The 20,360-nt window shown below is 60.3% G+C and carries 33 protein-coding genes and 1 pseudogene; 18 read left to right on the top strand and 16 right to left on the bottom strand.

Features of this window, described 5'->3' with window-relative positions; genetic code table 11:
- Position 1: 1 nt before the first annotated feature.
- From H0485_RS16140 to H0485_RS16100, 9 genes are all read right to left on the bottom strand, one after another.
- The gene (locus tag H0485_RS16140) at positions 2-217 is read right to left on the bottom strand and encodes a hypothetical protein (protein ID WP_226936987.1); all 216 of its coding nucleotides are present in this window, start codon (positions 215-217) and stop codon (positions 2-4) included.
- On the bottom strand, positions 214-492 hold the full coding sequence (locus H0485_RS16135; RefSeq protein WP_226936986.1) for a hypothetical protein: 279 nt from the start codon (positions 490-492) through the stop codon (positions 214-216). The genes H0485_RS16140 and H0485_RS16135 overlap by 4 nt, the downstream gene beginning before the upstream one ends.
- On the bottom strand, positions 489-1,076 hold the full coding sequence (locus tag H0485_RS16130) for a hypothetical protein (RefSeq protein ID WP_226936985.1): 588 nt from the start codon (positions 1,074-1,076) through the stop codon (positions 489-491). The genes H0485_RS16135 and H0485_RS16130 overlap by 4 nt, the downstream gene beginning before the upstream one ends.
- A 124-nt stretch (positions 1,077-1,200) precedes the next feature.
- Positions 1,201-1,593, bottom strand: a complete 393-nt coding sequence (locus H0485_RS16125) for a hypothetical protein (RefSeq protein WP_226936984.1) — start codon at positions 1,591-1,593, stop codon at positions 1,201-1,203.
- Between the two features lie 178 nt (positions 1,594-1,771).
- On the bottom strand, positions 1,772-2,398 hold the full coding sequence (locus H0485_RS16120; RefSeq protein ID WP_226936983.1) for a hypothetical protein: 627 nt from the start codon (positions 2,396-2,398) through the stop codon (positions 1,772-1,774).
- Entirely contained in the window at positions 2,395-3,423 is a 1,029-nt protein-coding gene (locus H0485_RS16115) for a YfbR-like 5'-deoxynucleotidase (RefSeq protein WP_226936982.1), read from the bottom strand. Before H0485_RS16115 ends, H0485_RS16120 begins: the two co-directional genes overlap by 4 nt.
- A 20-nt stretch (positions 3,424-3,443) precedes the next feature.
- Positions 3,444-3,809, bottom strand: a complete 366-nt coding sequence (locus H0485_RS16110) for a nuclease domain-containing protein (protein WP_226936981.1) — start codon at positions 3,807-3,809, stop codon at positions 3,444-3,446.
- Positions 3,810-3,975: 166 nt separating this feature from the next.
- Positions 3,976-4,176: a hypothetical protein gene (locus H0485_RS16105; protein WP_226936980.1), complete on the bottom strand. Its 201-nt coding sequence runs from the start codon at positions 4,174-4,176 to the stop codon at positions 3,976-3,978.
- Positions 4,177-4,283: 107 nt separating this feature from the next.
- Entirely contained in the window at positions 4,284-4,598 is a 315-nt protein-coding gene (locus H0485_RS16100; protein WP_226936979.1) for a hypothetical protein, read from the bottom strand.
- A gap of 319 nt (positions 4,599-4,917) precedes the next feature.
- Between H0485_RS16100 and H0485_RS16095 the strand changes: the two genes are divergently transcribed.
- Positions 4,918-5,088 (top strand): hypothetical protein, encoded by a 171-nt coding sequence (locus H0485_RS16095; RefSeq protein WP_226936978.1) that lies wholly within the window; start codon positions 4,918-4,920, stop codon positions 5,086-5,088.
- 377 nt (positions 5,089-5,465) lie between these two features.
- Complete coding sequence (locus tag H0485_RS16090) at positions 5,466-5,882, top strand: phosphohydrolase (protein WP_226936977.1); 417 nt, start codon at positions 5,466-5,468, stop codon at positions 5,880-5,882.
- A 296-nt stretch (positions 5,883-6,178) separates the two neighbouring features.
- Here the strand turns inward: H0485_RS16090 and H0485_RS16085 are convergent, their stop codons facing one another.
- From H0485_RS16085 to H0485_RS16065, 5 genes are all read right to left on the bottom strand, one after another.
- On the bottom strand, positions 6,179-7,141 hold the full coding sequence (locus H0485_RS16085) for an LAPAL motif-containing putative phage structural protein (RefSeq protein ID WP_226936976.1): 963 nt from the start codon (positions 7,139-7,141) through the stop codon (positions 6,179-6,181).
- Between the two features lie 90 nt (positions 7,142-7,231).
- Complete coding sequence (locus H0485_RS16080) at positions 7,232-7,423, bottom strand: hypothetical protein (RefSeq protein ID WP_226936975.1); 192 nt, start codon at positions 7,421-7,423, stop codon at positions 7,232-7,234.
- Positions 7,424-7,448: 25 nt separating this feature from the next.
- Entirely contained in the window at positions 7,449-7,649 is a 201-nt protein-coding gene (locus H0485_RS16075; RefSeq protein WP_226936974.1) for a hypothetical protein, read from the bottom strand.
- Between the two features lie 100 nt (positions 7,650-7,749).
- The gene (locus tag H0485_RS16070) at positions 7,750-7,968 is read right to left on the bottom strand and encodes a hypothetical protein (RefSeq protein ID WP_226936973.1); all 219 of its coding nucleotides are present in this window, start codon (positions 7,966-7,968) and stop codon (positions 7,750-7,752) included.
- 415 nt (positions 7,969-8,383) lie between these two features.
- The gene (locus tag H0485_RS16065; protein WP_226936972.1) at positions 8,384-8,722 is read right to left on the bottom strand and encodes a hypothetical protein; all 339 of its coding nucleotides are present in this window, start codon (positions 8,720-8,722) and stop codon (positions 8,384-8,386) included.
- A 349-nt stretch (positions 8,723-9,071) separates the two neighbouring features.
- On the opposite strand from H0485_RS16065, the gene H0485_RS16060 reads away from it, so the two are divergent.
- The 11 genes from H0485_RS16060 (at position 9,072) to H0485_RS16010 (ending at position 15,277) form a co-directional block, all read left to right on the top strand.
- The gene (locus tag H0485_RS16060) at positions 9,072-9,254 is read left to right on the top strand and encodes a helix-turn-helix domain-containing protein (RefSeq protein ID WP_226936971.1); all 183 of its coding nucleotides are present in this window, start codon (positions 9,072-9,074) and stop codon (positions 9,252-9,254) included.
- On the top strand, positions 9,254-9,787 hold the full coding sequence (locus H0485_RS16055; RefSeq protein ID WP_226936970.1) for a class I SAM-dependent methyltransferase: 534 nt from the start codon (positions 9,254-9,256) through the stop codon (positions 9,785-9,787). The genes H0485_RS16060 and H0485_RS16055 overlap by 1 nt, the downstream gene beginning before the upstream one ends.
- Positions 9,784-10,224, top strand: coding sequence for a RusA family crossover junction endodeoxyribonuclease (locus tag H0485_RS16050; RefSeq protein WP_226936969.1), 441 nt, complete (start codon positions 9,784-9,786; stop codon positions 10,222-10,224). The genes H0485_RS16055 and H0485_RS16050 overlap by 4 nt, the downstream gene beginning before the upstream one ends.
- Positions 10,221-10,388: a hypothetical protein gene (locus tag H0485_RS16045; protein ID WP_226936968.1), complete on the top strand. Its 168-nt coding sequence runs from the start codon at positions 10,221-10,223 to the stop codon at positions 10,386-10,388. Before H0485_RS16050 ends, H0485_RS16045 begins: the two co-directional genes overlap by 4 nt.
- Positions 10,385-10,711, top strand: a complete 327-nt coding sequence (locus H0485_RS16040) for a helix-turn-helix domain-containing protein (protein ID WP_226936967.1) — start codon at positions 10,385-10,387, stop codon at positions 10,709-10,711. The genes H0485_RS16045 and H0485_RS16040 overlap by 4 nt, the downstream gene beginning before the upstream one ends.
- Positions 10,708-11,613, top strand: coding sequence for a MarR family transcriptional regulator (locus H0485_RS16035; protein WP_226936966.1), 906 nt, complete (start codon positions 10,708-10,710; stop codon positions 11,611-11,613). Before H0485_RS16040 ends, H0485_RS16035 begins: the two co-directional genes overlap by 4 nt.
- A gap of 37 nt (positions 11,614-11,650) precedes the next feature.
- A complete protein-coding gene (locus H0485_RS16030) occupies positions 11,651-12,052 on the top strand; it encodes a hypothetical protein (protein WP_226936965.1) in 402 nt (133 codons plus the stop codon).
- A gap of 343 nt (positions 12,053-12,395) precedes the next feature.
- Positions 12,396-13,985, top strand: a complete 1,590-nt coding sequence (locus tag H0485_RS16025) for a hypothetical protein (protein WP_226936964.1) — start codon at positions 12,396-12,398, stop codon at positions 13,983-13,985.
- A 3-nt stretch (positions 13,986-13,988) separates the two neighbouring features.
- Complete coding sequence (locus tag H0485_RS16020) at positions 13,989-14,276, top strand: hypothetical protein (RefSeq protein WP_226936963.1); 288 nt, start codon at positions 13,989-13,991, stop codon at positions 14,274-14,276.
- The gene (locus tag H0485_RS16015) at positions 14,273-14,449 is read left to right on the top strand and encodes a hypothetical protein (RefSeq protein WP_226936962.1); all 177 of its coding nucleotides are present in this window, start codon (positions 14,273-14,275) and stop codon (positions 14,447-14,449) included. Before H0485_RS16020 ends, H0485_RS16015 begins: the two co-directional genes overlap by 4 nt.
- A 24-nt stretch (positions 14,450-14,473) precedes the next feature.
- On the top strand, positions 14,474-15,277 hold the full coding sequence (locus H0485_RS16010) for a hypothetical protein (protein ID WP_226936961.1): 804 nt from the start codon (positions 14,474-14,476) through the stop codon (positions 15,275-15,277).
- Positions 15,278-15,958: 681 nt separating this feature from the next.
- Here the strand turns inward: H0485_RS16010 and H0485_RS16005 are convergent.
- Together H0485_RS16005 and H0485_RS16000 are read right to left on the bottom strand one after the other, a co-directional pair.
- Positions 15,959-16,183 carry a hypothetical protein gene (locus tag H0485_RS16005; RefSeq protein WP_226936960.1) on the bottom strand — a complete coding sequence of 75 codons (225 nt, stop codon included), beginning with the start codon at positions 16,181-16,183 and terminating at the stop codon, positions 15,959-15,961.
- 166 nt (positions 16,184-16,349) lie between these two features.
- Positions 16,350-16,577: a hypothetical protein gene (locus tag H0485_RS16000; RefSeq protein ID WP_226936959.1), complete on the bottom strand. Its 228-nt coding sequence runs from the start codon at positions 16,575-16,577 to the stop codon at positions 16,350-16,352.
- Positions 16,578-16,707: 130 nt separating this feature from the next.
- Between H0485_RS16000 and H0485_RS15995 the strand changes: the two genes are divergently transcribed.
- The 5 genes and pseudogenes from H0485_RS15995 to H0485_RS15975 form a co-directional block, all read left to right on the top strand.
- Entirely contained in the window at positions 16,708-16,893 is a 186-nt protein-coding gene (locus H0485_RS15995; RefSeq protein ID WP_226936958.1) for a hypothetical protein, read from the top strand.
- Positions 16,874-17,251, top strand: a complete 378-nt coding sequence (locus tag H0485_RS15990; RefSeq protein ID WP_226936957.1) for an HNH endonuclease — start codon at positions 16,874-16,876, stop codon at positions 17,249-17,251. Before H0485_RS15995 ends, H0485_RS15990 begins: the two co-directional genes overlap by 20 nt.
- Before the next feature lie 124 nt (positions 17,252-17,375).
- Positions 17,376-17,786, top strand: coding sequence for a hypothetical protein (locus tag H0485_RS15985; protein ID WP_226936956.1), 411 nt, complete (start codon positions 17,376-17,378; stop codon positions 17,784-17,786).
- Positions 17,749-19,536, top strand: a complete 1,788-nt coding sequence (locus H0485_RS15980) for a terminase large subunit (protein WP_226936955.1) — start codon at positions 17,749-17,751, stop codon at positions 19,534-19,536. The genes H0485_RS15985 and H0485_RS15980 overlap by 38 nt, the downstream gene beginning before the upstream one ends.
- A pseudogene (locus H0485_RS15975) lies at positions 19,533-20,219 on the top strand (phage portal protein); the annotation flags it as partial. The gene H0485_RS15980 and the pseudogene H0485_RS15975, both read left to right, overlap by 4 nt.
- Between the last annotated feature and the right edge of the window lie 141 nt (positions 20,220-20,360).

Raw genomic sequence — 20,360 nt, 5'->3', positions numbered from 1 at the left:
GTCAGCCGTCCTTTCCAGCCATCGCGGCACGACCAGCCCGCAAGATCCAGCTCTCAAATTCAGCGATGACCTCCCGGGTCGGCTCATCCTCCGGGGCTGTGCTGATCACGCCGCAGACGCTTATGCCGCTCCGCAGGGCATCGACTTCCACGCTGAGCAGGTCGCAGCCTTCGCGCAGGAGCGCCCGCAGCGCCTCGGCACCCATGCGGTCGGTCATGCTTTCACCAGCGCGGCCGGGCCGTCCCCTTCACGGGCGATCTGCAGCTCCAGTTTGGCGATCTGCTGCAGCATGAATTCTTCGTCAAAATCTTCATTCTCTAGGAGGCTATACCCGCCTTCCAGCGCGTGCTGATACTCTCGCAGTGCATCTGACAGCTTCATGGCATGTTCAGCGCACATGGCTGCATCGGTGTAAAAGCGGCAGGCTTTATCCCCCGCATAGATTGGAGCGCCACAGCTCTCGCAGGTGTAAATGTGTTCGCGGTCGGTCATGCTGCGCCTCCCGGCATCTGATCAATGTTGCACTGGTGGACAGTGAAGCTCACGGCCACGACCCATGGGTTTGCATCCCACGCGCCGGGGCCGTTGATATCGTCCCAGAGTTGGCTGAAGGCCCAAACGAAAGACCGCTCGTCCGGGTCTGGGCTTTCCTCAGCCCCGATGGCGATAACACCCTCGGCGCGCGCATCGGCCTCGCTGCAGTCCTGCAACCGCTCGACCCGGGCCTCGGTCACCAGCAGGGTGAGGCGGGATGCCCAGCGGGGCATGAACATCGGAGGGCGGCGCTTGCCAGCCTCGATCATCATGCAAGCCGGTTCATAAAGCATACTGTCGGCGGTATAGACGCGCGGTTCATGGCGCGACAGCTTACTCGGCTTGATTTCGTCCATCTGGGAACAGAACCGGACTTCCTCCCGGACATAGAGCCGGTCGCCGGGAGAGTAGCCGGTCAGATCGGCATTGCCCGGCTTGATCAGAAACTGGGGCCCGAAGGCATTGAGCGCATCCAGCGCGGCGGGCTTTTTAATGATGCGCCTGGTCTGGGTCTTCCGGCCCTCGATCAGGGCGCGCACCATCGGGGCGCTGAAAGGCATAGGCCTATCCGCCATCACTCCCCCCTCCCTTGCGCATAGGCCATGGTCAGGATGCCGACGAAATACGCGGCTGCGAGGGCGAGGCAGTCTGCTGTGGTGAGCGGGATCATGGGGTGGTCTCCACATAAAAAGCGGGATCGCAATCTTGGAACTGCCACGCCTTGCAGATCACGCCATTTTCCTCCTGCCATTTATCGAGAGCAGCCTTCAGCGCGGCCTCCAGCGATTTTTCTTGTTCAGCATTCAGCTCAAAGATCGGATCCCCATCTTCATTGCCGAAATTTTCGATCATATTCTGATCAATATCTTCAATCAGACGCTCAATATCGAGGCTGTCAGAAGCCTTCAGGTTTCCGCCAGACAATGCATGGCACACCCACGCCCCGCCATCGCGCTTGGCAATGGTTTCTGCCTCTTCGCGCGTCTGGCATTCGGTATGGAAGCGCTCATCATCGCTTCCGACCCACCAGCTCCAGCGATTATCTTGCGTCTCGCTCATCAGCCTCTCCCATATCTCAGCCGTTCCCGGCTCTCTGTGGTCCTCTCCCGCATGGTCGCGGGCTCAGTGTCGGCCGGGCACCATTCCCAGTCGGTGAGCCCGAGCGCGCGGGACATGGTGCGGGCCTGGCCGTATGTGCGGCAGAGCCAGTGGCGGCCGGTTTTGGTGCAGTGGAGGGTCATGCGGCACCGGCCAACACGCGCCGGTCATGGTCGGCTTGTGTGCGGCCTTCCTTCAGCAGATCGTACTGTTTGATGCCCCAGACGATGGCGCGGCAGAGCCACAGATAATTGTGATCCCAATCGCGCAGGCTGGCATCGAAGTCGGCGAAGGTATTGCCGTCCGATGCCTCGAAATCGCGTATCGCCTCGTGTGCTTCATGCTCGTTGCTGAAGTCACTGGTTGCCAGCCCATCAACCTCAGCCCTGATCTTATCGGCGTCGCCAAGGCGGACCTGCCATTCTCCTGCATCATGGCGGACAGCGCTGGCCAATTTCTCAAGGCTAAAGCGTTTTGGCCCACCTTGCCGGTCGACTGCCTCCGCCTTCTCAGCCCAGTATTGAGGACTGATCTGGCCCGTCATTTCGACGTCACGGAAGAATGCAAACATGTCGGAAGTGCGGGAGAATATGTAGCCTCCCATATCGCCACTGATGGCGAGGTGACCGGGCCATGTATTGAGCCGGAAATGGTAGCAGCTTGATCCTGGCCGCCCGAACCGAATGGAGCGGTGAACGCCCTGATCCAGCTCGATTGTCATTTGGTGGCCGCACACGTCGCGCAGGAAGCAGGTTTGGTTGCTCACCGTCTCTCTCCATACGAAATGACTTGATCGCGCTGGGCCTCGGTAAGCTGGTAGCGGTAGGGCCCGGTGCCTGAGCGGGTGATCCGTCCCTCGTTGATCAGCTGCATCAGCACCTCGCGCAGCTTGTCAGGTTTGATATCCATTACCCGGCGCAGATCTGCGGTCCCGAGCGGGATGCCAGGGGCGTCTGCCATGAGCCTCAGGATCTGCTGCTGAACAGTGCGCGCGATCCTTGCTGCGTTCCGCTGGACTGCCACCTTGACAGAGCCTGCAGGCATAGCCCCCGGGCGAAGGCCCCGGCGCTTCTGCTCGTTGGTCACGTCTTCGATCATGTCCCGTGCGATAGTCGCCTGAATGGCGGACGCGTAAGCGGGGAATTCGAAGGGAGCCAAGCGCACCTCTGCGAAGACATTGGCAGGGGTGAGACGGGCAGCGGCCCCGGTGCGAAGGTTTGGCGTCATCGCGTTCATGCGACTGCCTCGGTGCCCTGGGTGGTATGCGATGCAGGGCCCGGTGCCTCTGCCAGCGCTGGTGAGAGACGGGAGACAGAGACACCTAGAGCAGAGGCCTCCCCGGATCAGCCAGGCCTGAGTCTCCTGCCAGTCAGCGCGCTGGAGGATGTGAGGGGCCCGGTGGTGGACATGCCACCACGCCGCAGCCCGGTCTGCAAACTTCAGCCAGCGCGCATCCTCGGGGCTCAGGTCGATGGTGATCCCCATCCCCTCCAGTGCTCTCGCTTCTGCCGCCGCATGCAAGTCAACTGCTGCAGGAGAAGAGGTCTTAAACGGGGAGGGCAGATCGCCGACGATCATCTCGCCGCAGTCATGGTGAAGCGCGGCGTCGAGCAGATTGCGCGAGCAGGCAGGGTGAAAAGCCCGGATGATCTGCGCGACCCTGCAGTGATGCTCGGCCACGCTCTCCCGGATATGCGAAAGGTCGGGATTGCTGTGCCAGCGGGAAACGTCGCCGCTGCGCAGGATCGAATAAAGATCCCGCTCGCGCTGGGCCATGAAAATATCGGGCATACTGCCTCCGAACTGTGAATTCAGTCGATTGAAATCAGGCCAGCGGCCTTGCGGCGGGCCTGGGTTTCCATCAGGGCCCGTAGCGGATCTAGCCAGCTGACCTCGTGTTCGGGCCAGCGGGAGCGGTCATCAAAGATCGCGTGGCAGTTAGCGCAGCCATCAATCATGAACAGATCGTCAGGCTTGAGCGCGACGCCGCAGAAATTCGGCAGGCGGATATGGCAGGCCACGGTGCCGACTACCTGACAGCCACGGAAGCGGAAGGCGCAAAGCTGGTCGCGGGCCGCGCGGCGAAGCGGGGCTTTGGCCGTTCTGGCCGTTTTGAGCGGCTTTTCCCCCTTGAGACCCATCGGGCCCTTGCCTGCGAAATTACCGAAGCGGGCCATCAGGGAGCGGTCTCCCCGATGTTGGTCTCGCAAGCATTGCGCGTCAGGCTGAGTTCACAGCCAGGCTTTGTATCGTCAGGAAGCCCCAGGGCAATGAGTACCATCGCAGCCAGTACGCCACCGAGGTGGTAGGAGAGCCAGCAGGCCTTGCGCAGCTGAGGATCGGTCAAGGGGTCACCCCCTGGATGTAATGCCCGCGCGACAGGTCGTCGGCTGCGATCTCGGTAAGCGCGCCCATCGGATCGGCCCAGATCAGACCTCCGAGGCCGAAGGTCATGAAGAGCGCGACGAAAACATGACGGGCACCGATGGCGGGCACAGGCTTAGGGGCGGGCTCATCAGTGAAGTATTCGTGGATCAGCGCCATGATGGGTCTCCGGTGAAGAAGGGGGCGCCCCGGGCCGGTCCTCGTGGGCTGCACAGCCCGGGGCAGGAGTGCGCGCGCTCAGGGCAAAGTGGCGCGCGCGGGGAGGGTCACGCTGCCCGCGCGGCAGGTGCACCATTGGTCGGCGGAGTGGGGTCGGTTTTCTGGCGACTGGCGAACTGGATCACATTGCTGACCGGGATTTCCGGGCGGGCGAAGGGGATCACATTGCAGCCGGAGCCAAGCGAGACGGGGCGGGCGCCGCCGCAGCGATAGGCGAAGAAATCCGCCAGACGAAGCACGCGCTGCAGGTCGTTCACGGCAGGGGCATTATCCATGGAACAGTCTGCGCCATCAGCGAGGATTTCGCCGGTCAGCGCGCCCGCATCACGCGGGATAAGGGTTAATGCGGGGGATCTGGTCACAGGGGTTTCTCCATCTGATTTCCGCAGGATCGGCCCGAAGGTTTCAGCGCTGCGTTGAGATGAAGGTAGTGGGATTAAAATCCTACGTCAAGATAGATATCGGATAATAATCCCATTTATGTTTCCGCCCTATGCCACCCATGCTAGAATCACAGGGTCAGCGTTGGGCTGGGGCCGGCGGTTACGCGCCTGGCAGCGAGCTCGATTTGAGCGGGATCGGGCATCACTCATCTGCCGGCCGGATCCACTCATGCCGATGCCAGTTAGCTATGTGTCGCGTATGACACGCGGCAAATATTCGCTAACAGGAGTATAGGCTATGGCAGACCCCAGAGACCCGACCCGTCAGCAACCGCAAGACCCGAAGAACCCGCAAGTGCGTGACCCCAATCGCCCGCAAGAGGGTGATCCGGGGCGTCAGCAGGAACAGCAAAACCCGGGCCAGAAACAGCCCGGCAGCGACCAGCCGCGCCAGCCGCAGCAGCGCTGAAACGCACTGAGATGACATGTGGCGGCGGCGGAGTAATCTCGCCGCCGCTTTCGTTGGAGGGAACAATGAAGAAAGCTGGGGATAGCCCAAATGTGATCCGGCCGTCAGCTTCGGTGCCGGCTATGCAGGATGAAGAGGTTCGGCGAGATCAGGGCCTACGCGATTGCCAAGCGGATGCTGGTCGCCCACGGGCCCCTGAGTCAACGATGTCGGGCCAGAACCAGTCCGCACGCCTTATGCGGGCGGTAAGCGAACTGGAAGAGCCCAGCCTGCCTGAAGATGACGCCTGACCACGCGAGCCTCATATAAAAAGCCAGCCGGTGAGGTGTTGCCCGAGCCGTGGCATCTGGCATGATGGAGCAGTGTCAGGAGGATCCATGCAGCTTGATAGAGCCATTCAGATCGCCGCCACAGCACATGCCGGACAGATGGACCGTGGCGGACAACCCTACATCCTTCACCCACTCCGGGTCATGCTTGGGGCATCAACGGCAGATGAGCGGGTCGTCGCGGTCCTGCATGATGTAGTGGAGGATAGCGACTGGACACTGGAACAGCTGCGCGCCGAAGGTCTGACTGACGCTCAAGCTTCAGGGTTGCAGGCTGTGACAAAGCGTGACGGTGAGGATTACCCCGACTTTATCGACCGGGCCGGGCGTGATCCGCTGGGTCGGGCAGTAAAGATCCTGGACCTGCGGGACAACTGCGATCTGACACGCATCAAGGAGCTATCGAGCCGTGATCTGGAGCGGCTGGAGAAATATCAGCGAGCGCTGGCGCAGTTGGCCGCATGAAGAAGCCTGCCGGTGAGGGCTAGGCAGGCAGGTGGGGCAATATTCTGGACCAGCAACGATACTGCCTTCGGCAGTTAAGTGTGGCCTTTACGGTTTGCTAGTGCGTTAGAAATATCACTAGGATAGGTGATGACTCGTGCGCAACATTGGATTCGGAGCAAGGGGTGACAGAAGTGCGCCAGTGGATCGCAGTTCTGTTGATGATGGTGGCCGTTGCGATCTGCGCTTCCCTTCTAATCGATGCTGTTGGGCGCCCGATGGGACACTACGTGGTTGTGGGCCTTGCTGTGATTACATTATTGGTCGCCATCCTTCGGAAGTAAGTTCAAGCGGCCTTGCTGGCTTTTGGATCCTACTGTCAGTACCTCTAGAATTGACCTTTTCTTTACTATCCAAACTCCCCCAGCCATTTCCGAGACAGTTTCCATCCGGACTGTTAGGATTACGCCTGCCACCATCGAAACCCTCTCGCGCCCACTTAACAACCGGGCGAGGAAAGCCAAATCCTTCATACGTGCGCTAAAGCTCTGACCATCGAATGCAAATTTCCAGTTGCTTTCTTTTTCAAGAAGCACGGGACTGATGAGCACAAGATCTTTGGTTTCAATCTCCTCTCGATAGCTAGGCGCGGTTAGGTCATCGACTTCCGATGTCTCGCCAGATCGAGAGAGAAAATCACTTCTTGGGATAATAATTTCAGGGCGCTGGGCGTCCTCCTCAAGGCTGGCCCCAACTCCAGTAATTGACTGATCACTCGATATCTCTTTGTAAAACTGACGTACGGGTTTCTGAACCTGTGGTGCCTTTGAAACCTCGACTACCTTGCGAGCTATTCGGTCAATATCATCATCTGAAAGCGACTGGGCATCTTCGGATTGGCCAGTGATGTAATCGATCACCTTCCCGACGGAATATCCCCTGATATCTGACATCACCGTAAGGGCTAGCGCTGCCGCAACCCCGGTAAGGGTTTTTCTATCGGTGGCACCGCGAATTATCGCCTTTAGATTTAGGCTTCCGACTTCACCCTCCACGAGGTCCAGCTGCACTTTCGCACTGGGATCAAAAAGGAAGGCTAACTCCCGGAATGCTCTATCTAGGTCAAGAGCTGCGCGTGCGACAATGGCAAGCTCCGCGGTCTCGCCGGGCTTCAGCTCTAGGTAGATGCTAATCGGCTGGTTTAACATGAAAATCGCTTTCAGGAGTAATTGAGCGAAGTCTTCACGTGGATCTGTGATTCTGCAACAGATTGAAAACATGCGCTCGGCATTTGCGGCAGCTTACCCTACATTTCGCCAACTGACTCAATCCTGGGTTAGAGGCTCCGTCGCGTCCTTCTTGCTCAATGTTTACCCCAGCTCCGCCTCCACCATCACCGCCCAGTCCTCATCCCTGAGCGCGGTCCGCAGCACAGCATCGACCTGCGGTAGGTAGCTCAGCCACATTGCCCGGCCTTCAAACGTGACATCCGGCGGCAGGCCGTGGTGCGCGCACAGGGCACGGGCTGTGCGTTCCCGGGGGGGCTTTGGAAGGTTCGCCATGGTCGCTCCCTAGGCCTATCAGGGCTCAAGCTAAGGCGCGCAGCTTTACTACAGCCCGGCGCAGCAGCTCTTCCAGGGCTGCCGGCTGAAGCTTGGGCAGATCTGCGATTAAGCTTTTCACAAGCTCGGCCTGCTCCCATTCAGGGATCTCACCATCCGCGATCAATTCTGCAACCAGGTGAGCCACCTTTATGAGGAGTTCATCGGGCAGGTTTGAAATTTTCATGCCTGATCTTCGCGTTCTCGCTGCACGATTCGCCACCCAGAACATCCCGGGAACCTCCTCACCGTCAGAGATGGCGCATCACCCCGTTGTCTGCCCGCCCCTACATCTTCAGCAGAGCCAAAGCCACCAGGCGAGCAAGCCGAGCCGTGGCCGGATCATCGCATGCCTCCGCCGCCTCGCGGAAGCCTACAGCCAGATCAGCCCGTCCCTCCGCTGATGGGGCAATGGCCTGTGCCATGCCGAGGATCATATGGACCGCCGCTTTCCGCGTGTCGTTGATCTCTCGTTCGAGTTCTATGATGCGGAGCTCTTTGTCCATGCCGAATTCCCCCTGAGAAATCCTGCGCTCGGCTGTGGATTCGGGCAAGCATCATGGCCTGTGCTGTCCCATCTTGCGCAGAAGGTGAGTTACGCTAAAATGGCGAAAGAATCAAATAAAGCGTAACTATGCGCTGCAGTGACCCCCGCCGGAGTTATCCACCGCAAAGGTCAATGCCCGCTTATCCCGAGGTTGACACCGCTCTGTGTGTTCATGTTGTGTTCTTATCGCAAGGCAAGACGACGCTCGGCCCGCGCCTCGTAGCTCCACGCCTATACCGACAGACTGCGCTGGGATCTGGCGCGGTGTGATGGCCCGGGAGAGCCGTGAATGACTGAACGGAAAATGACTGAACGGAAAATGACGGATGGCGAAGTGGTCGGCGCCCTGCTTACCTTGTCGGTAAGGGAGCTGGCTACTCTGCAGTGTTGGATTGAGCAAGCTTCACTCGGAGATACCCCTCAACCTCTTTCCTCACAGCTTCGTCAGCCGCCATTATTGCTGCAGCAAGATCCACGATTTGGGGGCCATTAGAGCTTTCACCTAGGGCGATGATTGTGCTCAGCTCGAAGCCAGCGGCCTTCGCAAGCCGGGCGGCTTTATCGACCGTCAGTGATTTGATTGAGCCAGCGAGAGCCTTGCGTAGCGTTGAATTATCCAGATCGGCCGCCGCAGCGAGCGGCGCGGGCTTAAGTTCAGGCTTGGCCGCAAGAATAAGGCGAAGCCCCTCGATAAAGGGATCACGTTTTTCCATGGGATTTTTATCCCACGATATGCAGCATGTCGCACTGGGATTATAATCCTTGACCGTGTAGGAGTAAAATCCTACCATAGGCCATGATCCAAGACTTTCTCAATGAAGCACGAGCATACTGCTCCGCCCGTGGCATTAAGCTTGTCACCCTTGGGCGTTATGCAGTCGATGACAAAGAGCTTTTCCCGCGGCTCCTCCGCGGCGGGCAGTGCTTGCCGCGCACGATGGACCGGGTGCGGGCCTATATGGCTGAAAATCCTCATCCCGTCCCACATGGCCCCGCCACCACACCCGTTCAAGCCCCGGCACTGTCAGCGGAGCGGAAACGCCGTGTTTCGCGGGGGGCGTCATGAGTGCCCCCGCCACCCCTCGGTCATTCTGGACCGATGCCGAGATGCTCCGTGCGCTGGCCCTCAGGGATAGCGGGCTGAGCTGCGGCCAGATCGCTGACCGCCTTGGGCGGTCACGCAATTCCCTGGCAGGCGTGCTTCACCGCATCGACCACGAGCTTGCTCAGTCGGAGGTCGCGTGATGGGAAAGCGGTCGTCATTTGAAAGGCGGGAGCGCGATTTTTATCCGACGCCTCGGGCAGCAGTCCTGCCGCTGCTGCCGCATCTGGAATACGGCACGTCCTTCGTTGAGCCCTGCGCCGGTGATCTGGCGCTGGTGAAGGCTTTGGAGGGTGAGGGCGCATCCTGCCTCTACGCGCTGGATATCGCGCCGCGCCATCCGGATGTGATCACCTTCGATGCCCTCGGCGACACCCTCGATATGTATTGTCAGAGTGCCGATTACATCATCACCAACCCACCCTGGGCGCGAGATCTCCTGCATCCGATGATCCGGCACTTTGCCGCGATCAGGCCCAGCTGGCTGCTGTTCGATGCTGATTGGGTCCACACCCGTCAGGCGGCCGAGTTTACGCCATTCCTGCGCGCCATCGTTTCGGTCGGGCGGGTCAGGTGGATTCCGGAAACAAAATATACCGGCAAGGACAACTGTGCCTGGCATCTTTTTGATGCTCGCGCGTCCGGCCCAGCCATTTTCCACGGGAGGGCCGCATGATTGAGGGCTCGATCAGGCTGCCTTTGCCACCAAGCGTCAATGCGCTCTGGTCTGGCATGGGGCAGGGGCGTCGCAAGCACGTCAAATATACCGGCTGGCTGGAAGAGGCCGGCTGGCGGATCAATCAGGCTCGAGCGGCAGGCGCATGGCACAACCTGCCCGCTGATACTTGGTACTGGACTGATATCCGCCTGCCTCAATCGCACCTCGGCGACAGTGACAATCGCTTGAAGGCGATCCACGACCTGCTGCACGGCATGGGCGCCACCCCGGATGACAAGTGGCTGATGGGCGGCACCTATATGCGGTGCCGGGACGTTGAGCCAGGAGAGTGCATCGTCAGTGCCCGCGCGATCACTGATGTGCGCCTGAACCAATGGGAGCAGATCCGCTTCCTTGCAGAACGGATGATTGCAGTTCGCGGGGTGGCGTCATGAGCCCAATCCGTCGAGAGCATCTCAGCCGGTCCATTCAGAGCGCCACGACGACTGTTGATCTGATCGCTATCGCTGAGGCCCTGCATGTGGAAGGCGAGCTGACCGTTGAGCTGCAGGCTGTGATCCACCGGCGCCGCGCTGAGATCGATCGGGGGCAGGGATGAGCCGCGCACCCACAATCCCCACCCCGCCATGGGAAATGCCAGATGTCTGCCGGGCGAGGGTGACTGAGATCGTCGTCGCGCGCTGCTCTGTGGTCCGGCTTGAGGATATCATTGACACCATTGCGCTGGCTGCCGGGTTCACGGCTGCTGAGATGTCGTCGGCTGACGGATACCGATCCCTGAATGAGGCCCGCCAGCTAGCAATGTTCGAGGCTCAGGCGGCCGGTTTCAGCCTGGCGCAGATCGGCAAGGCCCTCAATCGCAACCGCAGCTCAGTCCGGGATGGTGTGAAGCGTGAGCAGACCCGGAGGGCCAAGCAATGAGCCACAAGGCAAATTTCTGGCTCGCCAGCCTTGAGCCGTCGCGGGTCAAATCCGGTGCTTTCCGGGTACTGTTCCATCTCTGCGATCATCACAACATGGAGCGTGATCCGATGATCGCCTGCTATCCCTCGCAGGAGACCCTGCGGGAGCGAACGGGGCTGTCGAATGGTGCACTCAATGACGCTCTCTCCGCGATGGAGGAAGAGGGGCTTTTGATCCGCCGCCGGTCGACCGTGCCCGGGACCAGCGAGAGGCGCACCTACTACATCTTGGGGTGCGACTTTGATCTGCTGCCTGAGCAAACTCCGGAAAATGGAGTTAGCCCTAACTCCGGTGGACCGGAGACAGCTGAAAAGCAAACTCCAGTTTTGGGCCAGGCTAACTCCAGTTTTGACCCAGGCAAACTCCGGTGCACCGGAGAGGATCCTTTTAAGAACCTTCTTAGAACCTCCTCGCGCGAGCGCTCGCAGGAGGAGGAGGTTTCTGTCTCTGATGAATTCCTTGGGGAGGTAGCCGGGGCACTAGGGGTAGATCTGGAGGCAGGCGGGAAATGGTGGCAAGGCCCCCAGGCTAAAGCTCACATTCGCCGATGGCTCGAGAGTGGTCTGAGCGAGAAGGCGATCCTCAGCATCTGCCATCAGTCCCGGGAAGCGAACCCGAACCCCCCCGAGGGGCCCAAGGCTCTGGATCACCTGATGCTGCCAAAGCCTGTGAAGGGCAAAAAGCCCCAGGCTGCCAGGAAAGCCGCGACGACCGAAGAGGTCACAGCCTTCTGGGCAGAGAAGATCAACGCCGGAAGCTGGATTCCTCCGAATGCCGTCTCCCCTGCGATTGCCTCAGCGCTTTGGGCCTCAGGCCTCGTGAGTGCTGAGAAGCTCCGGGCCGCCGGAATCCGTCGATAATCAAAAGCGCCACAGCGCCAGCTCAACAGGAGCCCGCATGTTTCACTACCGCACCCACATCTCTCCCAAAGTGCTGCCGCCGAAAAGCCCGGTGCTAAAGCGCGCCATCGTCACAGAGGAACAGTACGCCAGCATGATGGCCAAAAGCGCTGGGCAGGAGAACGCCGCAATGCGCCGGGCAACCAAGGGCCAGCCTGCCAGAAAGGCGGTCAGCCGGGAACTCATGGAGCGCGCCGCAGAAGCCATCAGCGAAAACGGAAGCACAACAGCACAGATCCAGGCAGCGCTCGGCGTGGCACGCTGCTCAGCCATAGCGGCGATCCATATGCTCAGTGAGGCCGGGCGCATAAACGGCCATCGCGCTGGGCATGTGGTGACTTACTCACGCGCTGCCCGCGCCTCGGATACTGTCGCCATCGCTAGCGAGGGAGCGGCATGAACCCCGCCCGCGATCCCTACGACGAAGCCTTGCGCGCGGCTGCCGTATACGAGGGTGAGGCCGCGGCCCGCAGCAGCCGGCAGCCCGAATATGCCAGCTGGCTCAGGTCCGCAGCAGCCCGCGCCCTGACTGAGGCTGCCGCCCTTTCAACCCGCCCGGCTGCGCCGGCACAGCTGGAGCTGTTCGCATGACTGACAAAATGAATTTGAAGGCTGCAAATGCTCGCCCGTCGCCCCCCAGTATTACGGGCGAGCCAGGGAAAGGTGATATCGCAAGGGCCACTGGCGGAGTTGGGGACAGGGCCAGCAGCCCCGCACGCGATAACTCGTTACTCCCTGAGCGTATGACGCTGCTCTCATCTGGTGAGTCGCGCAAGGTAAATGAATCATTAAGATTAGATGCAGATTTTGAAGGGGCGGGCGGTTTGGTCGCTCAGACCCCTGACACCGCAGAACCGGCGAGCGACCATATTGGTGACGGCAACAAAATGGGCGGGCCGGGCGGCCTGATCAGCCGGGCGGCGGCGGCAAACGCTGCATATGTTGTGTGCGCAGAAACTCGCCACGTCTCCCTTGGGCTGAAAGCGTCTGACGCTATCCGCGCGCTCCCTGCCGCCGCGCAAGGGGAGCCAGTGGCGTGGCGTGCCCGTCTCAGCGAAACCGAAAATTGGTATCTGTTCGATAAGCCGGTCTTCTGGTGGGAGGTGCAGCCCCTCTACGCCCACCCCTGCGACGCCAGCCTGCGGGCAGAGGTGGAGCAGATGCGAGATTACGTGCGCAATACTAAGCGGCTATACTCCGGCGAACTCGGGAAGCGTCTTGCCGCCGAGGCCCGCATTGCCGAGCTTGAGGCCGAGCGCGATTTCTGGCGTGGGGCCGTTGCATCAGCAAATGCCGAGCGGGATGCAGCACAATCCGCAGCCAAAGAGGCAGAGCAGATCCCCAGTCTTCTGGCTGTCATCGACAGACTTGAGGCCGAGCGCCCGGCGCTGATCGCGGCGGCGTATGAAGATGCGGCCCGGATCGCGGGCGAACGATGCGCTGCCTGCGGGGCCCGCGAAATCTCGGGCTTGGTCAAAGAGCACATCCTTCGCGCCACCCCCGCCGCGCTGGAACAGGCCAAGGCCGGGGCGGTGACGGACGCCGCGCAAGGGGAGCCGGTGGCGCGCAAATACGAGGCGCGCGCTTGCAAAAGCATGCCAGCAGAGTGCTGCGATTACGGGGTTATTTCTCTTGATACTGGCATGGAAATCTGCCGGGTCTGGACTGAGAATGACGTGCGCCTCATCTCTGATCTGCTCAACGCCCACCCCTCCGACGCCAGCCTGCGGGCAGAGGTGGAACGGCTGCGGAAGACAGTCAAGAACCTCAACGCGGCATGGGAAAGCTGCATTGTGGAGAGGGAGGCCGCCGAGGCCCGCATTGCCGAGCTTGAGGCCAGAAATCACGCTCTGATGCTGCCGCAGCCAGTTTCGCCCGAAGTTCAGGCTGTCGCTGATGCAGTGGCGTCATGGATAAACAGCCGCGACGGTGACGATACAGTCGAGCAGATCGCGGTGGCATCAATTGAAGCATTCAAGCGGGCGCATAGTGCCGAGCTGGAGGCCGAGCGCCCGGCGCTGATCGAGGCGGCACCTGACTGGACAGAGGCCGCTCGCCATATGCTCGAAACCTTCGATGCGTGGTTCAGTGGTGACGCACGGGATCAGAGCGAGGCTGCACATCGCCTCATTCTCGCCGGATCGTTCGCCGCGCAGGCATTCGAGGATCTATCGGCCAGCGGAGCAACAGCGGACGGCGCTCCGGTCGGAATGATGCGCACGTTCCTGCTTGCACTGATTGATCCGGCCTTGCCAGAGCTTGACCCGCTTCGCGCATGTAACCGCACCCCCGCCGACGCGATCTTACAGCCCGCACAGGCAGGGGAGGGCTGATGGATGGGGAAAGAACTCGGCCTAGCCGAAAGGCTGCGGGTGGCTGCCGCGCTGAACCCGGAAGGCTTTTCAATCACACTGAGCCGGGAGGCCGCAATTGATCTTGTTCGGATCATTGAGCAGCGCAAACGGGTCGCTGATGCTGATCAGTGGGTGCACGGCCTGTTGGCCGAGCGCAGCGTTTGGTTTGAGCGCCGGGAAGCCGAATTCAGGAAAATGCTGGCATACAGCTTGGCGATGGCGGTCTGCGTGATCCATCTGTCGTGGCTGCTGATGGGGTGGGGCAAATGACCTTCAACCGCATGGCCGCGCAGATCGTGGGACTGTCACTGGCCGACCTGCTCGGCCCCCAGCCTGAGCCCCGCTACACCGCCGGGCGCAAGCCCAGCCAGCCGAAACCGACCGCGCCAACCAGCAAGCGCGCAAAGGGCAAAGCCGCATGCAAGCAGCGGCACCGCAAATAGACCAACGAGGGACAGATGAGCAGAATGACACCCGAGGAAATCAGACTGCGGGATGAGGCAATCGCAGCGGGACGGGTGGTGCGCGTGCAACGCAAGGTGGCCCCGCTGAAGGCGGTGCCGGATTATCCCGCCCGGGTCGGGCAGCCCGGATCACAGGCCAAACCCCCCAGCGTTCAGCTCTCTGCTGGGGTAAAGAGGGTCATGTCGATCCAGCGCGCGCTTGAATGGGCATTCGGAACCGAGCGCGCCCAGCTTGAGTTTGACGAGATTGGCGAGACCTCTGGCGGGCAGCGCCTGGGCGTCGATGGGATCTGGCTCATGATGCAGCGCGGCGCCATCGGCTGCGAGATTGATGGCGGCGGCCGATCCGATCCGGCATGGGATGCGGAAATCATCGCCTCAGCGGTCGCCAGCCTGCCTGCTGGTCATGGCGGGCGGCAGATGGCGGTGTTCGTGGCTGAGCACGCCCGGGCCGGGACCGTGCCGGATTGGATGCGAGACGCCCGCCCGAGGATCCAGCCCTGCGGTATGCGCACGAACCGATACGGCGAGAGGTCAATCACCGAAGATGCTCAGCACCTCGGCGGCGAGGGTTGGCCCATCCAGAGGCGCATCGGTCGCAAGGGCAGGGTGCATGAGGAGCCGGTGCTCTATTGCCCCGTGGTCATTACGCCAACCGGGTCGCAGATCGCCGCCGCGCATCGACGGTATCTCGGCTGGTATGGCGCGCTCTTGTGGATCAGAGCTGAGCTGGACGGCCTCGGCATCTTGAGTGGGATCGAACTGACCCTGGATATGCCCCCGCTTAAGCCGTGGATCGCAAGATAGGGCTTGCGAAATCCTAGCCCCCTTGACATAGTGGGGGCTGCAATAGGTGCGCCCGGAGGAGAAATCCTGCCGGGCGTTTTGCATTCCGAGGGAGGCAGTCATGCACCTTCGGGGGAACGCCTCGCCTCGGATCAGACTTTGAGCGAGTCATGGGAAAACCACGGCTCGCTTTTTGTGTTTCAGTCTGGCGGAAACTTTTGCTGTTTGAAGGCTCGGTCAGACAAATCTCTGACTTGCATTATAATGTCTTTAATCTCCCTCTGATCGAGGCCGTTCGCTACCAAAACTGTCAGCAAAGCCGTGTAAATCATCGCTTCTTTCGCAACCGCGTCTATGGCGTCGAATTTTATAGTCCGCATAATCTCCTCCCTCTCTAATCCCGCCAGCCTGATCTACCGCAGGTTGAGTCGGCAAAGGATTTGTGGCACCTCAAGGCGTAGTGGCTGCGGAACTAACCCCAACGCCTCGGGTTATCTTTTGAAGTTGCAGCAGCAACCTCAGGAGGATCAGCCAATGACAGAGGAAAAGAAGCAGCCAAAGGCACCTAGTTCTCCCGACCAAAAGCCGAAGCCGCCAGCGAAAGATCAGCGCGAGGATCAGCCGCTCAAGCAGCTGAACGAAGACTAGGGGCTGACAGAGATCCGGACGCGCCCGCGGGTAAATCCTGCGGGCGTCTTTATTTCAGGCTAGGCTGATGCCGGGACCGCTTAGCGTCTCGCCATTTTCCCGCAGGTAGGCGTCTAACGGATATTCAAGGCGCTCGACCAGCTCACCGTTGCCAAGCACAAACCTTTCATCGGGGGCGATATCCCCGTCGGTAGCATCAATTTGATGATAGACCCGAGCGAGCTGCCCTTCAGCATCACGGCAAGCGAGCATATGCGCAGTCGTCCATTTCTGTCCCATTGCAATCTCCTTCCTGTGAAAAATCAATCATAGGGGTGTGCTGGATGATTCGTGCAACAACCGGGTGAAAGATTGTCAAAGTCGTAGGCAAGATGATGCCATCGTACTCGAGGACCTTATTGCAGCTTTGAGACCTCAGGTTAAAAGTGAGAAAGCTTCTAAGGTTTCAGCGAATATTCAGTCTGTGTTCCCTGCCATTGCGGACAACGCCAAGCACAACTTCGATGGCTCCCGGGTCACAGTTTTTCAGAACGGGGTAGCGGTCAATTATCTGGCTGCGCACTTTTCCCACAATCGACTTCTGCCCATCGCAGAGAGCATCTGTCACTTCGCTCGCCTCGTAGAAAGCCTCGCCGTTAATTTCCCAACGAGCGACGTAGCTGTATCGTGCCATGACAGATCCTTCCCAATCGTTAAGGTTCGCAAACCTTCTCAGTTGAGGGAGTTTGCGACCTTGGGTCAATGGGCACCTCCCTGTTGGACTGGCTAGGGTGAGAGCCCCGGCGCTTTTATGGAGACGAGCCATGGCTGAAATCGGATCGCTGAAGCTGACAAACAAGGATGTGATGCAGGGTGTGACACTGACTGTGCGCATGCCTCGCAGCTTCACCCTGCGCACTAGCGTTGCATGCTGGCTGCTCGGCTTGGCTGGGCGCGTGATCGATGTGCCGTGTCGCCTCGCGCTGGTTCATGATGGTGAAGAAATCTAACGGCGGCTGGCGAGGTCAGCCCGGCACCCGGCACCGCCCCGAGCACCGTGCGCTCTACAATACCAAGGCATGGACCACCCTTCGCAAGCAGATCCTGTCGAGGGATGACTATCGCTGTCAGTGGCCGGGATGCGGAAGCCTTCTGATCGGCAGGCATCTCGCGCCCAATGCTCCCATCGTCCACCACAAGCTGGACCACAAGGGGGACTGGCAACTGTTCACCGATCCGGCAAACCTGATGGCGGTCTGTAAAGCGTGCCATGACCGTGCAGCACAAGAGGCCAGTCATCGCGGCTTCATCGCGGGGCACGATGAAGATGGTCGGTCGATTGATCCCGGTCATCCTTGGGCGAAGTGAGGGCCACCCCCCCAGATTTTTAAAGCCCCCCCTTGGCTCCAGAGACCCGCGTCCCCCCTTCGTTTGCACTCCGAGCGGCCCGAAAAGGGGGTAGGGGTCAGAAGCCAACATAGGAGGCTCTTCTATGGCTCCGAAAAGGCCTGTTGCGCCTAGATACGTTGCCATCTTCCGGGGCGATGAGGCGCGGGTTGAGCAGGCGAAGCTGTTCTGGCGCGAGGTTATTGCGGCGCTGACCGAGGCCCAGGCTATTACAGCTGCTAATCTGGCCAGGGCCGACCGATATGTCCGGGCGCGGGTCGAATATGAGGCCTTGTACCCAGGCGCAGCAGAGGATGGCCCGGTGAAAGTTGGGCCGAATGGCGGCGATGTTTTCAGCTTTGAATGGGCCGCGGTCGAAAAGCTCAATGACCGGATGCTAAAGCTGGAGAAGGCAATGTTCGGGGAGGCGCAACCACAGCCAGCCGCTGATAAGCCGCCGAAGGGGAGCGCACCTGCAGATGAGTTCCTTGGATCCAACAACGGCATACGCCAGTAAGGTCGTTTCGGGCGAGATAACCGCTGGAAAATTCGTCCGGGCTTCGTGTCAGCGCCATCTGAAAGACCTAACTGACGGCGCAAAGCGAGGGCTTCGGTTTGATCCGGTCGAAGCAGAGCGGGCCTTCCGGTTCTTCCCGGCCATGTTCACCGTGACTGCCGGAGCCAAGGCGGGCCAGCCGTTCCACCTGCTGGACTGGATGACGTTCGTCGTCGGCAGTCTTTTTGGCTGGCGGAATGCGGACTGCACGCGCCGGTTCCGGCACGCTTGGCTGGAGACCGGAAAGGGACAGGCCAAAAGCCCTCTGATGGGGGCTATCGGGCTCTACATGATCGGCTTTAACGGTGTTCCCAGAGCCGAAGCCTATGCCATCGCCAACGACCGTGATCAGGCGAAGGTGCTTTTTTCGGATGCGGTTGCGCTGTGCAGGGCTGAAATTCCCGGAAAGGACGGGGCAACGCTGGAGAGCCTTGGCCGGGTGATTATTCGCGGCACTGGCGACAATGCCTGGAAGATCGAGGTTCCTGCGGCAGGAGCGAAGTTCTTGCCGGTGGCTTCGCAGGACAGTATTTCCGGACCGAAGCCCATTGCTGTCTTTGCGGATGAAGTCCACGAAATGCGGACGGATAAGGCGATCCAGCTCTGGAAGGCCGCTGTCGACAAGATGCCGGGCGATCCGCTGATGATCCTTGGCACCAATACCCCGGCGGCGGATCAGGCGGTCGGGACGGATTACAGCGAGTTTTACCAGCGCGTTGCGGTCGGGATGATCGAGGATGATAGCGCGTTCAGCTATATCGCCCGGGTCGATGAGGAAGACGACCCATTCACGGATGAAGCGTGCTGGATCAAGGCGCTGCCAGCTCTTGGGGTGACATATCCCATCGAGAATGTGCGGCGCCGGGTTGAGACGGCAAAGCATATGCCATCTGAGAGGTTGGCAACGGAACGCCTGTACTTCGGTCGCCCGGTCGGGTCGTCCGGGTTCTGGCTTTCGGATGAGAGCGCTTGGCGCGCGGTTCAGTCGAAGGACGTGATTGTTGCCGAGCTTTTGCGGGATATCCCCTGCGTTCTGGCCCTCGATCTGTCCAAAAAGAACGATTTGACCGCGCTTTCCGCTGTCTGGCGCGATGATGAAGACAGTCTGACTGCCAAGCTCTGGTATTGGACGACCGAAGGTGGGCTAGACCGGCGCGAGGCAGAGGACCGGACGCCCTACAAGGCCTATGTGAAGGCCGGTCACATCACAGCTGTGCGTGGCGAGGTGATCGACTACACCTATGTTGCCGAGCAGGTACGCCTGCTGTGCGCCAAGCAGAAGGTTGAGGCTCTGGTGGTAGATCCGGCCTATGTGTCGGATTTCATCGCCGCCTGTGAGCAGATCGGATTCGAGGTCTGGCGCTTTATGGGGCCTGATCTTCCGGAGGGATCCGGACTTAAGATTGTGACCCATGCCCAGGGCACGCGGATCGCATTTGAGGGGCGGCAGCTCTGTATGCCGCATTCCATCTCACGCCTGACGGACAAGATCCTGAAGCGTGAGATCCTGATCGAAGACAACAAAATGACGCATGTCTGCGCTGCGAACACCGTCCTTATCTCGGACGGTCAAGGCAACCAGGCTTTCGACAAGCAGCGTCAGCGGGGCCGGATCGACGGCATGGTCGCGCTCGCCATGGGGGTGGGCGCCACGAAAGCTGAGCGCAAGGGCAAGCGCAGCTATATGGAAGCCGGGGTGCTGTTCACATGAATCTTGCCGATCTCTGGCCCTTTTCACGCAAAAGCGGTGATCCCGCGGGCGAAGGGAATCGCTTTTATCAGGAGCAGCTGACTGAACGCTTTATCAGCGGGCGCGAAAAACAGCTGAAGGTTACCGCCGCACTTGCTGCCGGGCTGCGCATTGCGGAGGGTGTTTCATCTCTGCCTATCACGGTGGGGGAGCTCACCCATGACCGCCTTGGCCGCACGATCAAGACGCCCATCCGGGAGGGGGAACTTTGGGATCGGCTCTGTGGCCGGGATGGCCCAAATGAATGGATGACGCCAGTCGAGTTTGTCGAGACGCTGACCATGTGGGCGGTGTTTCGCGGCGTCGGTCGGGCTTACATCCATCGGGGTTATAAAGGCCGTATTCGCGCGCTGATCCCGATGGAAGATGGCGCGGTATTTGTGCGGAAGGATCTGCCGACCGGAAGGGTGATCTATGACGCCACTGTGCCGGGCCTCGGTTATCTGCGGAACCTGTCGCGCCGCGACTTCATTGAGGTGACCTGTTCGCGCTGGAACGACATCGAGGGCCTGAACATCACCACCGAGATCGGCAAGGTGCTGAAGCTGGCCCTGTCGCTGGAAGATCGCCAACTGGATGACGGTAAGCGCAAGGCGGTTCCGGGCTATATCACGACCGACCAGCAGCTGAGCCCAACATCGGCGCAAATGGTCAAAGACGGGGACTGTCCTGAAGTCTGTGTATCTGGGCCGGTCCATGCGGTTTCAGATACTCAAGCGGCGAAGCGCTCGCCGAACATTATGGCGAACTGGTTGCGGGCGGCAAACCATTCCCGGACGTTGCGA

Origin of the sequence: Pseudogemmobacter faecipullorum (assembly GCF_020539525.1) — a bacterium.
In the GTDB taxonomy this organism is placed as follows: Bacteria; Pseudomonadota; Alphaproteobacteria; order Rhodobacterales; family Rhodobacteraceae; genus Pseudogemmobacter; species Pseudogemmobacter faecipullorum.
This window is presented reverse-complemented; position numbering and strand designations above follow the sequence as displayed.